This is a genomic window from Streptomyces sp. NPDC049597 (assembly GCF_040675505.1).
Taxonomy (GTDB): domain Bacteria; phylum Actinomycetota; class Actinomycetes; order Streptomycetales; family Streptomycetaceae; genus Streptomyces.
Map to the genome: position 1 here is coordinate 1 of NZ_JBFAOY010000035.1, position 14,084 is coordinate 14,084.

Annotated in this window: 17 protein-coding genes; 7 read left to right on the top strand and 10 right to left on the bottom strand. The window is 73.3% G+C overall.

Translation table 11 applies throughout. The annotated features are described in order from the left end of the window. Positions 1-70: 70 nt before the first annotated feature. Together AB0K02_RS28810 and AB0K02_RS28815 are read right to left on the bottom strand one after the other, a co-directional pair. A complete protein-coding gene (locus AB0K02_RS28810) occupies positions 71-574 on the bottom strand; it encodes an ATP-binding protein (RefSeq protein ID WP_365995474.1) in 504 nt (167 codons plus the stop codon). Positions 575-586: 12 nt separating this feature from the next. After that, complete coding sequence (locus AB0K02_RS28815) at positions 587-922, bottom strand: STAS domain-containing protein (protein WP_365995475.1); 336 nt, start codon at positions 920-922, stop codon at positions 587-589. Positions 923-1,247: 325 nt separating this feature from the next. Here AB0K02_RS28815 and AB0K02_RS28820 point away from each other — a divergent pair, with 325 nt between their 5' ends. The 5 genes from AB0K02_RS28820 to AB0K02_RS28840 all read left to right on the top strand — a co-directional run bounded on the left by AB0K02_RS28820 (position 1,248) and on the right by AB0K02_RS28840 (position 5,242). Beyond that, complete coding sequence (locus tag AB0K02_RS28820; protein WP_365995476.1) at positions 1,248-1,946, top strand: nucleotidyltransferase family protein; 699 nt, start codon at positions 1,248-1,250, stop codon at positions 1,944-1,946. Continuing rightward, complete coding sequence (locus AB0K02_RS28825) at positions 1,943-2,197, top strand: BON domain-containing protein (protein ID WP_365995477.1); 255 nt, start codon at positions 1,943-1,945, stop codon at positions 2,195-2,197. Before AB0K02_RS28820 ends, AB0K02_RS28825 begins: the two co-directional genes overlap by 4 nt. Then, positions 2,194-2,934 (top strand): metallophosphoesterase, encoded by a 741-nt coding sequence (locus AB0K02_RS28830; RefSeq protein WP_365995478.1) that lies wholly within the window; start codon positions 2,194-2,196, stop codon positions 2,932-2,934. The genes AB0K02_RS28825 and AB0K02_RS28830 overlap by 4 nt, the downstream gene beginning before the upstream one ends. A gap of 198 nt (positions 2,935-3,132) precedes the next feature. After that, on the top strand, positions 3,133-3,921 hold the full coding sequence (locus AB0K02_RS28835) for an RNA polymerase sigma factor SigF (protein ID WP_365995479.1): 789 nt from the start codon (positions 3,133-3,135) through the stop codon (positions 3,919-3,921). A 55-nt stretch (positions 3,922-3,976) separates the two neighbouring features. Further along, complete coding sequence (locus tag AB0K02_RS28840) at positions 3,977-5,242, top strand: cytochrome P450 (RefSeq protein ID WP_365995480.1); 1,266 nt, start codon at positions 3,977-3,979, stop codon at positions 5,240-5,242. Between the two features lie 144 nt (positions 5,243-5,386). Here AB0K02_RS28840 and AB0K02_RS28845 read toward each other — a convergent pair whose 3' ends face one another. The 5 genes from AB0K02_RS28845 to AB0K02_RS28865 all read right to left on the bottom strand — a co-directional run bounded on the left by AB0K02_RS28845 (position 5,387) and on the right by AB0K02_RS28865 (position 9,002). Then, positions 5,387-6,625 carry an aromatic acid exporter family protein gene (locus AB0K02_RS28845; RefSeq protein WP_365995481.1) on the bottom strand — a complete coding sequence of 413 codons (1,239 nt, stop codon included), beginning with the start codon at positions 6,623-6,625 and terminating at the stop codon, positions 5,387-5,389. Positions 6,626-6,695: 70 nt separating this feature from the next. Next, entirely contained in the window at positions 6,696-6,947 is a 252-nt protein-coding gene (locus AB0K02_RS28850; protein ID WP_365995482.1) for a DUF5133 domain-containing protein, read from the bottom strand. Positions 6,948-7,106: 159 nt separating this feature from the next. Next, positions 7,107-8,126 carry an iron-containing redox enzyme family protein gene (locus AB0K02_RS28855; RefSeq protein WP_365995483.1) on the bottom strand — a complete coding sequence of 340 codons (1,020 nt, stop codon included), beginning with the start codon at positions 8,124-8,126 and terminating at the stop codon, positions 7,107-7,109. Between the two features lie 5 nt (positions 8,127-8,131). Then, positions 8,132-8,332 carry a CDGSH iron-sulfur domain-containing protein gene (locus AB0K02_RS28860; protein WP_365995484.1) on the bottom strand — a complete coding sequence of 67 codons (201 nt, stop codon included), beginning with the start codon at positions 8,330-8,332 and terminating at the stop codon, positions 8,132-8,134. Continuing rightward, the gene (locus AB0K02_RS28865) at positions 8,316-9,002 is read right to left on the bottom strand and encodes a HemK2/MTQ2 family protein methyltransferase (protein WP_365995485.1); all 687 of its coding nucleotides are present in this window, start codon (positions 9,000-9,002) and stop codon (positions 8,316-8,318) included. Before AB0K02_RS28865 ends, AB0K02_RS28860 begins: the two co-directional genes overlap by 17 nt. Positions 9,003-9,176: 174 nt before the next feature. Here AB0K02_RS28865 and AB0K02_RS28870 point away from each other — a divergent pair, with 174 nt between their 5' ends. After that, on the top strand, positions 9,177-10,214 hold the full coding sequence (locus AB0K02_RS28870) for an NAD-dependent epimerase/dehydratase family protein (protein ID WP_365995486.1): 1,038 nt from the start codon (positions 9,177-9,179) through the stop codon (positions 10,212-10,214). Between the two features lie 140 nt (positions 10,215-10,354). Here the strand turns inward: AB0K02_RS28870 and AB0K02_RS28875 are convergent, their stop codons facing one another. Next, entirely contained in the window at positions 10,355-11,035 is a 681-nt protein-coding gene (locus tag AB0K02_RS28875) for an HAD family hydrolase (RefSeq protein WP_365995487.1), read from the bottom strand. 82 nt (positions 11,036-11,117) lie between these two features. Continuing rightward, on the bottom strand, positions 11,118-11,963 hold the full coding sequence (locus AB0K02_RS28880) for a VOC family protein (protein ID WP_365995488.1): 846 nt from the start codon (positions 11,961-11,963) through the stop codon (positions 11,118-11,120). Positions 11,964-12,929: 966 nt separating this feature from the next. Here AB0K02_RS28880 and AB0K02_RS28885 point away from each other — a divergent pair. Further along, entirely contained in the window at positions 12,930-13,319 is a 390-nt protein-coding gene (locus AB0K02_RS28885; protein WP_365995490.1) for a VOC family protein, read from the top strand. Positions 13,320-13,325: 6 nt separating this feature from the next. Here the strand turns inward: AB0K02_RS28885 and AB0K02_RS28890 are convergent, their stop codons facing one another. Further along, positions 13,326-14,030 (bottom strand): type 1 glutamine amidotransferase domain-containing protein, encoded by a 705-nt coding sequence (locus AB0K02_RS28890; protein WP_365995491.1) that lies wholly within the window; start codon positions 14,028-14,030, stop codon positions 13,326-13,328. Positions 14,031-14,084: the final 54 nt, after the last annotated feature.

Below are 14,084 nucleotides of genomic sequence, written 5' to 3' on the forward strand. Positions count from 1 at the left end.
GCCCGGGCATCGCCTGAACTCCGGGGATCACGGCAACTCCGGGGATCACGGCGGGGGGTCACACCTCGGATCACGGCGGGGGGTCACGCCTCACCGGTCCCGCCCCTCCGGCCGCTCCCCTGCGGTGTGCGGGCGGCGGGACCGGTACCTCGACCCAGACCACCTTGCCCGGCCCGCGGCGCTCGGAGCCCCAGGTACGGGCGAGGCGTTCCAGGATGATCAGGCCGTGGCCGCCGGGCTGCGCGAGGTCTTTCGGCATGCGGCGGCGCGGCGGTTCGGGGCTGGCGTCCGCGACCTCGATCCGCAGCCGCGGCCCGGACTGGTGGAGCACGAGCTCACGCGGTCCTCCCGCGTGCAGGCAGGCGTTGGTCACGATCTCCGAGACGAGCAGCAGGACGTCCTCGACGACCTCGCCGTTCTCGTCGTCGAGTCCTATCAGGTCCCTGGCCTGCGTCCACCCCCAGTCGTACAGCGCGTCCTGCGTGAAGTCGCGGCACCGGGTCACCACGCCCTTCGTGCCGTACAGCGCCAGCCTGCGGGTTTGCCCCGGGCCGCGGAGGGTCGTGTTGTTCATTCGGGCCCCCCGTTATGCCGGCCGCTCGTCCGCCAGCGCTTCCTCGACGCCGGCGTACACCTGGAAGACCGAGTACGCTCCGGTGATTTCGAACATCCGTGCCACCGGCGGGCGCAGTGCGGCGAGTTCGATGCGGCCTCCCGACTCCAGCGCGGCCAGCCTCGCGTGCAGCAGGACGTTCAGGCCGGTGGAGTCGCAGAAGCCGAGCGGGCCGCAGTCGACGAGGATGCGCCGGGCTCCCTGGCGTATGTGCAGGCCCAGGGCCTCGCGCAGTGGCTCGGCCGTGTCGTGGTCGAGTTCACCGCTGAGCGTGAGCACGACGGCGTCCGCCCGCCGCTCGGTCGTCACAGCGAACCGATCGTCTCCGGTGGCCGCCTGATCTCCGGCCCCTCTGGTGGCCTCCGGACCCATGGGCTCCCGCCTCCTCGACACTCGTGCCGGCGCCTTCCGGCTCTTCGACTGTTGCCCGGCGGGCCGCCGCGCCACTGCTCCCGTCGGTGCGGCGCGCGCCGACGGGCCGGTGGGAACGGCCGTACCGGAGGTCCGTGCGGGTACCCTCCCGCCGCCCGGGCACACCGGTCCCCCGCGAATTCCACCCGGACAGGTGCGACCATGGATCGACAGCCGCCGAAGGGGTACATGACGTTCCCGACGTTGGATCGGAGCACCGGCGATGAACCCCATCAAGGAAACTCCCCGCACCGCGCATGTGCGGCCCGTCTCGGGCCGGGTCGCGGGTGCGGGCGACACCGCGGCGGCCCCGGCGACCCGGACCGAAGCCGAGCCGCTGCCCGAGGACCACACGCAGGCCATCCTCCAGGCCACCAAAGAGGTGGCCGGGCTGCTCAAGGCGTCGGGCTACCCGTTCGCCCTCGTCGGGAGCGTCGCCGTGTACGCCTACGGGGTGCCGCTGCGCCTGCAGCACGACTCCGACTTCTGTCTGCGGCGCAAGGACGCGGAGGGCGTCGTGCGGGCCCTCACCCAGGGAGGGGTCGAAGTCGTGTCCCCACCGGAGGACTGGCTCATGAAGGCGAGGACGGGCGGCGAGGAGATCGACCTGATCTTCGAGCTGGCGCACCGTCCGGTCACCAAGGAGATGCTGGACCGGGCGGAGATCCTGCCGGTGGACTCCGTGCACATGCCGGTACTGGCGCCGACGGACCTGATGAGCAGCAGACTCGCGGCACTGTCCGAGCACCACTGCGACTTCGGCCGGCTGCTGCCCGTCGCGCGGGCGCTGCGCGAGCGCGTCGACTGGGACGCGCTGCGCCGGGAACACACGGCTTCCCCGATGCCGGACGCGTTCTTGTATCTGTTGGAACGGCTCGACGTGATATCGCCGCGGACCGGCGGTCCGGGAGGTGTGCCATGAGCGGCCGCGAGGCATCCGAGTACCGCATCGCGCGGTTGCGCGAGCGGCTCGCGGAGGAGGACGTCGCCGAACTGGGCGTCCAGATCGACATGCGTGGTGGATACGTGCACCTGAACGGCACCGTGTCCAGCGCGTCGTGCAGGGCCGAGATCCTGCGCATCGCCGAAGCCGAACTCGGCGGGCTGCCGGTGCGGGCCGATCTGGTCATCGCCGGCGCGACTGCCCCCGAACGCCCCGAGGAGCTGGAGTGATTCGCGTAGCCGCCGTCGGAGACATCCATCTGGGCCCGGACAGCCAGGGTGCGCTGCGTCCGGCCTTCGACACTCTCGGCGGGAGCGCCGACGTCCTGCTGCTGGCCGGCGATCTGACGCGCCACGGCACGGTGGAGGAGGCGCAGGTGGTGGCGGAGGAGGTGGAGCGTCTGCCCGTCCCCGTCGTCGCCGTGCTGGGCAACCACGACTACCACAGCGACCAGGAGGACAAGGTCACCACGGTCCTCCAGCGGGCCGGGGTCACGGTCCTCGAGGGCTCGTGCACCGTGCTGGACATCGACGGCACCCGGCTCGGGATCGCCGGTACGAAAGGCTTCTGCGGCGGGTTCGCGGGGCGCAGCGCGGGCGAGTTCGGCGAGCCGGAGATGAAGGCGTTCGTCCGCTACACCCGGCGGTGCGCGGCGGACCTGTGCCGTTCGCTGCTGGAGCTGGAGGACCGCGGCTGTGCCGCGCGCATCGCGCTGACGCACTACTCCCCCGTACCGGACACACTGGCCGGGGAGCCGCCGGAGATCTATCCGTTCCTGGGCAGTTATCTGCTGGCCGAGGCGGTGGACGAGGGCCGTGCCGACCTCGCGGTGCACGGGCACGCGCATCTGGGCACCGAGCACGGCCTGACCGCGGGCGGAGTGAAGGTGCGCAACGTCGCCCAGCCGGTCATCGGGCACGCCTTCGCCGTGTACCACCTGCCGGTGCGGTCGCCGGCCGCCCTGTGACCCCGTCTTTCTGGCGAGAAAAGCGCCCTGTGTGACACGTTTTGGGCGTGAAGTCCCGGGCAGCCGCGTGTTGTGCTTCGGACGGAGCACACCCCGCGGGAGCCGACGCTCCGGGTGCGGGAGCCCGGCCCAGGGGCCGCTTCTGCGGGTGAGTCGAATCCTTCAAGGCACCACACCCTGCAAGGAAGACCCGACATCATGCGCACGCTGGCACAAGGCAAGCACTCGCACTCCGATGCCCCCGACACCGCAGACGCCTTCCGGAGGATGGCCGAGCTCGACGACGGCCCGGAGCGACAGGAACTACGGCAGGAGATCGTGGCGGCCTGGCTGCCCATGGCCGAACGTATCGCCGGCCGGTTCCGCAACCGCGGCGAATCCCTCGAGGACCTGCAACAGGTCGCCGCACTCGGCCTCGTGAAGGCCGTCGACCGCTACGACCCCTCGCGCGGCGCCTTCGAGAGCTTCGCCGTCCCCACCGTCGTCGGCGAGGTCAAGCGCCACTTCCGCGACCACATGTGGGCCCTGCACGTACCCCGCCGGGTGCAGGACCTGCGCAATCGTGTGCGCTTCGCGCGCCAGGACCTGACCCAGACCATCTCCGGCCGCTCCCCCACGGTCGCCGAGATCGCCGAACGCGCCGGCGTGTGCGAGGAGGACGCGCTCCTCGGCCTGGAGGCCCTGGAGAGCTTCACGACCCTGTCCCTGGACGCCGAGCTGCCGGGCGCGGACGACGGCTACTCCCTCGGCGACACGCTCGGCTCCGCCGATCCCGCGATCGACGTCCTCGTCGACCGCGAGGCGGTCAAACCCGGCCTGCGCAACCTCCCCGAGCGGGAGCAGAACATCCTCTACATGCGCTTCTTCCGCGACATGACACAGAGCAGCATCGCCCAGACGCTCGGCATCTCTCAGATGCACGTGTCCCGGCTCATCAGCCGCTGCTGCGACCAGCTGCGCAACGAGGTCATGCGGGACGCCGCATGAGCGGTAATGCCGCAAAAGCGGGCATTTCACCCGCTCGACGGGGAACTCTGAGCGCATGGACCTCCGCGAGACACTGCGCCCCGACGCCACGCTCTCCGCTCTGACCCAGGGCTACGCCTGGCTCCCGGACCTGCTCCGCCGGGAGGGCGGCGCGCCCGTCCACACCCGTTTCCTCGGCCGCCGTGCCATCGTGCTGCACGGCGTGGACGCGGCCCGCTTCTTCTACGACGAACGGCACGTCGTCCGCCGCGCCGCGCTGCCCGGCCCCGTGGTGGAGACGCTGTTCGGACGCGGGGCAGTGCACACTCTGGACGGCGAGAGCCACCGGGTGCGCAAGGCGCTGTTGGTGTCCCTGCTCAAGGACGAGGCGGCCGTGGGTTCTCTCGCGGAGCGCGCCGGCACGGAGTGGGACCTCGCGGCCCGGTCCTGGGCCACGACGACGCGGACGGAGCTGTTCACCGAGGCCGCGCGGGTGATCACCCGCGCGGCCTGCTCGTGGGCGGGCATGCCGCTCGGCGACGACGAGGTCCCGGCCGTGGCGGACGACCTCGCGGCCATGGTCGACGGCTTCGCCACGGCGGGCCCCAGGCACTGGCGGGCGCGCCAGGCCCGCATCCGGCAGGAGGCGCGGATCGCGGAGCTCATCGAGGCGGTGCGCGACGACGCCGTCCCGGACGAGGACGGCGCGCCCCGCGGCTCGGCCCTGCGGGCCGTCGCCCTGCACCACGAGGCGGACGGACGACGTCTCGACACGCACACGGCGGCGGTGGAAGTGCTGAACATCGTGCGCCCGACCGTCGCCGTCGCCTGGTATCTGACGTTCGCCGCGCACGCGCTGCACCGCTGGCCGCAGCACCGCGACGCACTGCGCACGGGCGATCCGGCGTACGCCGAGTCGTTCGCCCACGAGGTGCGCCGGTTCTACCCGTTCGTGCCCTTCGTGGCCGGGCTGGCGCCGGCGGACGTGCGCTACGAGGACACGGAGATCGCCGAGGGCACGCTGGTCGTCCTCGACGTGTACGGGCACCAGCACGACCCGGCGCTGTGGCCCCACCCGTACGCCTTCGACCCGGCCCGCTTCGCCGCCGGCCCTCCCGCCGACCCGTACGCGTTCATCCCGCAGGGCGGCGGCGACGCGGCGACCGGCCACCGCTGTCCGGGCGAGGACGTCACGATCGCGCTCCTGGCGACGCTGGCCGTGCGGCTGGCGCGGCTCGTGTACGAGGTGCCGCCACAGGATCTGTCCATTTCGTTGAGCCGGATCCCCACCCGCCCCGCCGACGGTTTCGTGATCGACGTGCGGTCCGCTCCCGAGGGCTGATTCCCTCGTCCCACCGGGCTGCCGCGCCGGACCTCCGCTGCCGCCGCCCCGCCCTGACGGAACAGTGACCGGGCGGTGGATTGCCGATCTCCGCCGGGCACTTGCGCACGCGGCGACGGCGAAGAGGGCAGGCCCGGCGTCCGCTCAGAGGGCGGGAGTCCTGCGCTGCCTGCGGTTGCGCGCCCGGTCCAGCAGTGCGGACAGCTTCGGGCGGCGCGCCCGCTGCTCCCTGGTGTGACGGTCGAGCTCCTCCATCAGGCGCCGGGAGCGGTGGTCGAGGTCGAGTTCGTCGAGGATGCGGTCGATCTCGGTCAGCAGGGCGCCGTAGAGCTGCCAGTGGCGGGGCACCTCCTGCATACCCTGCAGCAGCAGGTCCGCGGCATTGTCGCGGCTGGTGCGGGCCGCGGCGAGTTCTCCGGTGAGCCGGGCCTCGGCGGCGTCCGCGCTGCCGCTGGTCGTGGCGGTGACGAGCACGGCGAAACTCACCAGCGTGTCGGCGACATGGCCGAGGAGTTCCTGGAGGGCGACGCCCACCTCGTGCGTGAACAGGGCCTCGTCCCTGCGCTCCTTGGCGAGGTCCGTGATCGTGCGGGCAAGGACCCGCAGGACGACCGCGCAGATCTCCAGCGTGTCGAGTCCGGTGCGCAGCACGATGCGGTGCAGCAGCCCTTCCTTGACCCGGGGGTTGAGCCGCAGGCTGTCCTCCGCCTGCCGCAGGGCCGCGTCGACGTCGGCGACGTCGTTGTCGAGCCGCCGGGCCTCGTGGAGGCGGGCGGCGGCCCGTTCGACAGGCGTGGGGTGGGTCAGTTCCTCGCCGATCAGGAGCAGGAGCCGCCGCATGCGCCGGGCCAGGTCCTCGATGGAGTCACCGGCCGTCTCGGTCCACACGGGCGGTACGAACACGACGTTGAACAGCAGACCCACCACGGCCCCGATCAGCGTCTCCAGCACCCGGTCCCAGGCCGTGTCGGCGACCTGGGTCACGCCGAGCACGAGCATGGCGCTGATCGCGACCTCGGGGACGAACTCGTCGACGCGCACGAAGTGTCCGACCACCAGGGAGGCCAGGATGATCAGGCCGAGGCTCCACCAGCTCAGTCCGACGAGCACGCTGAACCCGATGGCGATGAGCACGCCCACGACCACCGAGTTGACCCGCCGTATGCCGGTGGTGAGCGTGGAGTAGAGGGTCACCTGCACGACGAGGAGCGCCGTGAGGGGGGCCGTCAGCGGTGGAGCGGTGCTGTCGACCGCGTACAGGGCGACGACGTAGGAGATGGTCGCCGCCGCGGTGGAGCGCAGAGTCTGCGTGACGACGGGTTCCTTGCGCCGGCGCACGAGGCCGACGACGGACTCGGGAAGCGCTCTGCGGACTTCGAGCACCTTGGTCCTTCCTGGTCCGGGTCGGCTTTCCCTCGCCGGTCCGGCCGGCCGCTGCCGACGTTCCGTCCGGTCAGCAGCCGCCGGACGCCGCGCGCTCGCCCCGTGGCTGCGCGCCGGAGCGGATATGACGGTGCACATAGCGTTCAGCCGCCAGCACCGCCTCGCGGGCCGTGCGCTCGCACATCAGGACGCACAGCGTGTACGCGGTGTCCTCGAAGCGTCTTCGGGCGTGCTCGTCGTGCGGAGCGGCGAGGAGGTGGTGTTCCTGGGCCCGGTAGCGGGCAATCAGCCTGGTGATGACGCTCGTGTCGGGCATCAGCATCGTGGTCTCCCGGTTTCTGCGGCCCCCAGCCACGCGGCGGAACGACGTCCGTCCGGTGCCTCATTGTGATCCGGGGCGCCCCTTTCCGCCACGCGGACCATCACGTTCGGTAGCGGCCCGTCACTGCAGGACCGCAGCACGCGGCGGCGCCATGTCATTTCACACCTGCGTCCGCAGGCTGGTGGCCCCTTGCCGCCAGGCGCCCAGCAGTTGCTCGGCGAAGCGGTCCTCGACGAACTCGGTCGCGGCGATCCCGAACGCGACCTCCGGCGCGAGGGAGGGCTCGTCCTCCAGGAGTCCGCCGATGACATCCCGGCGCACGACCTGTTCGTGGACGGCGTCGGCGGTGACGTGCTCGTCGTAGAAGCGCTCGGCGGCACTGCCCGCCCCGGTGCGGCGCATCGCCGCGGCCAGGCGGCGGGAGGCGGGCGAGGAGGTGATCTCGACGGCGGCGAAGTGCCCCACCAGAGCGCCGCGGTGGGCGCGGTGCAGTCCCAGCAGGGACATCAGGTTGACCGTCGCCAGCATCTGCGCGGACGCCGCGTCCGCGTAACGGCCGTAGGCGGTGTCCAGGCCGAGATCGGCCATGAGGTCGGCGAAGAGCCGGGCGTGGACGCGTTCGGGCCGGCCGCCGCCGAACTCGTCGAACTCCACGGCGACGAACGCCGCTTTCGCCCGGCCGCGCAGGCGCGGGATGACCCAGGCGTGCGGGTCGGCCTCCTTCAGGTGGTACAGGGAGCGCTGGGCCGCGTACTCGCGCAGCTGCCACAGCGAGCCCTCGTCGTGCAGGTACCGGCTGACGCCGGTGCCGCGGACCGGTTCGACGAGCAGCGCCTCGAGCGCGTCGTCGAGGTCCGGGTGGCCGGTGGTGCCGGCGCGGAGGGCGCACAGGAAGTTCTCCTCCATGGCCGCGCGCTGCCGCAGCAGGTCCGGGTCCCATTCCCAGGCCGGGTCGACGCCGGTGAAACCCAGGTAGTGCAGCTCGTAGCAGGCGTAGAGCGCGAGTTGCAGATCGTCCCCGAGGGGATCGGCGTGTTCGGCCTCGAAGGTGCCCGGAAGGCGCGCCAAGGCGGGCGAGGTCCGCAGGGCGTCCAGGACGGCGCCCGACAGCTCTCCGCGGGCCTGCGGCAGTTCCCGCTCCGTCGTGCCCCGCCCGAGGGGTGTGGGGGCCTGCTGCACGGCGCTCACTCCTTGGCCTTCCGTCGATGGCTGGTGTCGCACCAGGGGTAGGACCGGCTGCGGCGGCAGGTGCACAGCGCCACCGTGAAACGGTCCGAGGTGACGACGGCGCCGTCCTCGAGGACGACGTCGACCGGACCCTCGACGAGCAGCGGGCCGTCGCGGGTCGGCGTGATGCGGCAGGGTCGTTCAGATCCGGTGGGCACGGACGATCACCAGCTCTTCCTTGTCCTCACCAGGGGCGATCAGCCCCTGCCGGCGCAGCCACGGGGCGCGGGACCTCAGGACAGGCCCGAAGGGCACCCACTCGCGGTCGGTGACGACCGGTTCGAGCCCTGTGCGGCGCAGCCGCTCCAGTGTGGGCGCCACGCCGCACAGCGCGGAGTGCACCAGCAGCAGCACGCCGTCGGGGCGCAGCAGCTCCGCGGCGCCGTCGCAGATCCGGTCCAGTACCGCGCGCCCGTCGGGGCCCGCGTCCCAGGCGACGGCCGGGCCTCGCCGCGGCGGCCGGGTGTCCGGCGCGGGCACGTACGGCGGGTTGCCGACGATCAGGTCGAAACGGCGGCCGGCCGCCGGGGCGAGGAGGTCGCCGTGCAGCACCTCGACGCGCTCACCGGCGAGAGCCGCGTTGACGCGGGTGGTGAGCACGGCGCGCCAGGAGGTGTCGACGGCGGTCACCCGGGCGCCGCGCCGGGCGGCCGCGAGCGCCAGGGCTCCGCTGCCGGTTCCGACGTCGAGTACGTCGGCCCCTGGCCTCAGCGTCTCCCGCGCCAGCGCGTCGGCCAGCAGGAAGGTGTCGGTCTGCGGGGCGTACACGCCCGGGGTGCGCAGCAGCCGGGGCGGGAGCATCCTCTCCGGCGTCGCAGCTGTCACCATCGTCGCCACCTCGGGTCTCGTGCGGGCGGTCGTCGCCCGGCCGTGATCCCCGTGTGCCCGCATCGGCGGTTTTCATCCCGGTCACTCGTGTCCCACCTGTTTCGGTTGTGCTGCCGCGGGGACCCGGAAGCGACCGAACATCCGACTGCGGAACGACGGCACGACGGAGGCCCGATGAGTACGACGACAGGGCTGCGAGTGGTGGTCACAGGGGCGACGGGGAACGTCGGCACGAGTGTGGTGCGGGCGCTCTCGGAGGACTCGCGTGTCGCGTCGGTCCTCGGACTGGCCCGGCGCATGCCGGAGCTGCGGCTGTCGCGGACGGAGTGGGCGACGGCCGACCTGTCCGCCGACGACGCGGCGGCGGACCTCGCCCGGCATTTCGAGGACGCGGACGCGGTGGTGCACCTGGCCTGGCGGTTCCAGCCCACGCACGACCCCGGCACCACCTGGCAGAGCAACGTCCTCGGTTCGCTGCGGGTCTTCGACGCCGTCGCCGCGGCCCGCGTACCGGTGCTGGTGCACGCCTCGTCGGTGGGCGCGTACGCACCCGGGCCCAAGTCGCTGCCGGGTGTCGACGAGTCGTGGCCGACGCATGGCGTGCCCGGTGCCGCGTACTGCCGTGAGAAGGCCTATCTGGAGCGGGTGCTCGACGCCTTCGAGGAGCGGCATCCGCAGGTGCGGGTGGTGCGGATGCGCCCCGGCTTCCTGTTCAAGGAGAGCTCCGCGAGCGAGCAGCGCCGCATCTTCGCGGGGCGCTTCCTGCCCGGACCGCTGATCAGGCCGTCGCTGGTGCCCGTGGTGCCGGACATCGAAGGGCTCCGGTTCCAGGTCCTGCACACGGACGACGCCGCACGCGCCTACCTCATGGCCGTCCTCCTCGACGCACGCGGAGCGTTCAACCTGACCGCCGATCCGGTGGTGGACGCGCGGGTGCTCGGCGAGCTGCTGGACGCCCGGGTGGTACGGGTGCCGAAGGGGCCCGTGCACGCCGCGCTGGCCGCGGCCTGGGCGATGCGGCTCGTGCCCGCCTCGCCGCAGCTCTTCGAAGCCGTGCTGCGGCTGCCTCTGATGGACTCCTCGCGTGCCCGGGAGGAGCTCGAGTGGCGACCGGAGCACACCTCGGTGGACGCTCTGCGGGAGTTCCTGCAGGGCGTACGGGAAGGCAGCGGGGAGGCCACCGCGCCCCTGGCCGGTCACCGGGCGCACTGACCACCCGGGCGGCCTTGCCGCGCGGGTCGTGGTGCGGCGCGGGGCCGCCGACGGGTCGGCGCGCGTGGGGGTGCGCACGCGCATCAGCCCGTGGGCCGGCGCACGACCTCGGCGGATCGACGCGTCGTGACGGGCAGCGATCAACCCGTGGTGCGGCGCACGATCTCGGCGAACGGGCCGGTGTGGAGCGAGCGGAGCGCATCCGCCGGGTCGTCGTGGACCGCGTGCGCGCCCGCCTCGACGAGGTCCGCGCGGGGAATGCCGCCGCACAGGAGGCCGACGCAGAGCACGCCCGCGCGCCGGGCGGCCCGCATGTCCCACACGGTGTCGCCGACGAAGACGGCCCGTTCGGCGGGCACCCCGGCGAGTTCCAGCGCCTGCTGGACCGGCTCGGGCGCGGGCTTGCCCTCGGCGACGTCCTCGGCGCTCGCCATGGCGCTGATGGCGTCGTCCGCGTCGAGGGCCCGCCGCAGGGCGGCGAGCTCGGCGCCCGACGCGGAGCTCGCGAGCACGACGGTCCAGCCGGAACGGGAGAGCGTGCGCAGCAGCTGCCCCGCCTGGTCCAGAGGCGGCAGCCGGTCCCAGTACGCCGCGTACAGGGCCTTGTGGGCGGCCTTGACGGTCTCGTCCTGGTCGCGGTCGCGGTCGTCGCCGAGCAGGTGGGCGACGAGGTCGCCGCCGGGCAGGCCGACGGCGCGGTGGATGTCGTGCATGGCGACGCGGTGGCCGGACTGCCGGAATGCCTCCCACCAGGAGACGACGTGCAGATGGTTGGTGTCGACGAGGGTCCCGTCCACGTCGAAGACGGCGGCTCGTTCCATGGCGGGCCTTCCTGCGTCTGCCGGTGCTTCAGCGGTACGGGGCTCTACGGCTCCGCGGCTCTGCGGGCCGGGACGAGGGGCTCTACGGGCCGACGAGGGAGGGGTCGGGACCGGGGACCGCGTCGTCCAGCGAGCTGACCGTGAAGATCGCCCCGTCCGGGTCGCGCAGGCTTGCCTCCATCCCCCGCGCCGTGGAGCGCTCGCCGAGCAGCGTCGCCCCGTGCCTGCGGGCCGTGTGGGCGGTCTCCTCGACGTCCTTCACCGCGAAGTGGACGTGCCAGCGCGGGTGCAGGAGGGGGTTGATCGCGGTGCCGTCGGCGCCGGAGGTGAGGCGGGCGAGGACGCGTCCGGAGCGGTGGAGGAGGACCGCGTCCTCCGCGTAGCTGACCTCGCAGCAGCCGGCACGGTCGGAGGCCCAGTCGAGGATCTCGCCGTAGAAGATCGCGGATTCGAAGGCGTCCCTGGCCAGCAGCCTGATCCAGGCGGGCGCGTTGTCCTGCCAGGCGGGCCAGTCCCTGACCAGCTCGCCCTCCCAGATGCCGAACACCGCGCCGTCGCGGTCCGCGGCGAGCAGGCCGCGGCCGGTGGCCAGCGAGAGGGGGCCGACGGCGACCGTGCCGCTGCGTTCCCTGATCCGGCCGGCGGCCTCGTCGGCGTCCTGGACCGCGAAGTACGGCGTCCAGGCGACGGCGACGGTCAGGCGGGGGGCGAGGGCGCCGATACCGGCGACGGGCGCGCCGTCGGAGAGGGCGACGCTGAAGTCCTCACCGAGCCTGCCCTTGCGGAACTCCCATCCGAGCACCGCCCCGTAGAAGTCCTGAGCCGCGTTGAGGTCACGGGCCATGAGGCTGACCCAGCAGGGCGCGCCGAACACCGCCGCGCTCTGCGCTGCGGTCGCGGACCGGGCCGGGGTCGTCTTGTCGTTCATCACCATGTCCGGCTGTCGGGGGCTCGGCTGGGACCTGTCACCGGGATCCGCGGACCCTGGCGGGGCCGCGTCCCGGAACCCATGTTCCCCCCTGCGGCGGCAGGAGGCGAGCCCGGCGAGCACTGTGCGTGACCGTGTCGCCACGGTGCAGCCCACGCCTCCCGTGCCACCGCACGGCTGTGCCCTGCATGGTGCCCGCTCGGGCAAACGGTAACCCCGCAGCGACGCACTCCGTACCCGAGCGGCAGCCGCGGGCGAGCGGGCCGGGGCAGCGTCGCCCCAGGCCCGGCGGCGGACGACTGCCGACCGGGGCAGTCCGGCACCCCCCGCCGGGCGACGGCCGGCACACGGTCTCGGGGTGCCGCCCACCGGTGAGCGCGGCGCAGCGCCGCCGCCGGACGACTGCCGACCCGGGATAGTTCGACTCCGCGGCCGGACGACGGCCGGCACGCGGTCTCGGGGTGCCACCCACCGGGGAGGGCGGGGCAGTGTCGCCCCCCAGGCCGGCGGCGGAGGACTGCCGACCCGGGCAGTCCGGCTCCCCCCTCCCCGCCGGACGACGGCCGGCACACGTCTCGGGGTGCCACCCACCGGTGAGCGCGGCGCAGCGCCGCCCCAGGCCCGGCGGCGGACGACTGCCGACCCGGGCAGTCCGGCTCCCCCCTCCCCGCCGGACGACGGCCGACACACGCTCTCGGGTGCCACCCACCGGTGCCGCATCCCGGGGCGATTCCTCGCACGAGCGCATACACCGCATGCCATGGCAGGGAGCGCCGCGGAGACCGGGCGGGCTTCGCCCACTCGAAGGCGGACACCGCCTCGCCCGCGCACTGCGGCGCACCCCAGGCAGAGGTCCGGCCGCTGACCTCCTCGCCCGCCCGGCCGCCGACGTCGGCGACGTTCAGCATCGGGCACCGCCCGGCCGCCCCGTCGTGTGCGGCGGGATGGCCGGGGTAGGCGGAGCGCATGACGGTTCCGAAGACAGCAGTTCTCGTCCTCGACTCGGCCGAGCCCCGCCAACTCGCCGACTTCTACGCCGCGTTGCTCCACGCCGAGGTCCGCGCCGGACACGATCCGGACCTCGTGGAGGTGGGCGGGCAGGACGGTGTGGTGCTCGCCGTGCGGCGCGACCACGGGTACGCGCCGCCGAGCTGGCCGCGCCCCGAGGACTCCCAGCAGTCCCATCTGTACATCCGGGTCGCGGAGGCCGACCTCGACGCGGCGGAGCGCGAGGCGGTGAGCCTCGGGGCGGTGCCCGTGGACAACGGCGCCGGGCCCGGCCCGGGTCATGCGCGCGTCTACGCCGACCCGGCCGGACACTCCTTCACCCTGGAGCCCGCTCCCGACGCCGGCTGAGCCGTGTCAGCGCGTGGCGAGCGCGCCCACGACGCGTCGCGCCGTGTCCGTGCTGGACTGCGGGTTCTGGCCGGTGATCAGATTGCCGTCCTCGACCACGGTGCTCGACCACGCCGGGCCGGTGGTCACCTTCGCGCCGAACTCGCGCAGCCGCGACTCGACGAAGTACGGCGACCGGTCGCCGAGCCCGCCCTGGCGCTCCTCCTCGTCGCTGAACGAGGTCACCTCCCGGCCGGCGAAGGTGAACGAGCCGTCCTCCCTGCGCGCGCTCAGCAGTGCCGCCAGCCCGTGGCACAGGGCCGCGACGACGCTGCCGCCGCGGTCGGCGTCGTTCAGCAGCCGGCCGAGGTCGGCGTTGTCGGCGAGGTCCGTCATCGGCGCGTGGCCGCCGGGGATGTAGACGGCGTCGTAGTCGTCCGCGGAGACCTTGGCCAGGTCGAGCGGCGCGGCGAGGTCGGCGTCGATGGCCGCCAGGTAGGCGGTGAGGCGGCGGGCGTCCTCCTCCTCGACACCGCCCCGCGCGTCCAGGCTGATGGGGTCGGGGGTCGGCCGCACGCCGCCCGGCGTCGCGATGGTCACGTCGTGGCCCGCGGCGCGCAGCACCTCGTGCGACGCGGCGACCTCCTCGGCCCAGAAACCGGTCGGGTGGGCGGAGCCGTCGGCCAGTTCCAGGCTGTCGGCACCGGAGACGACCATAAGGATCTTCGACATGAGGAATGGGTCCTTCGCTGATGGATGTCGGTTGTTGAGGCCTCGAAGCGGACA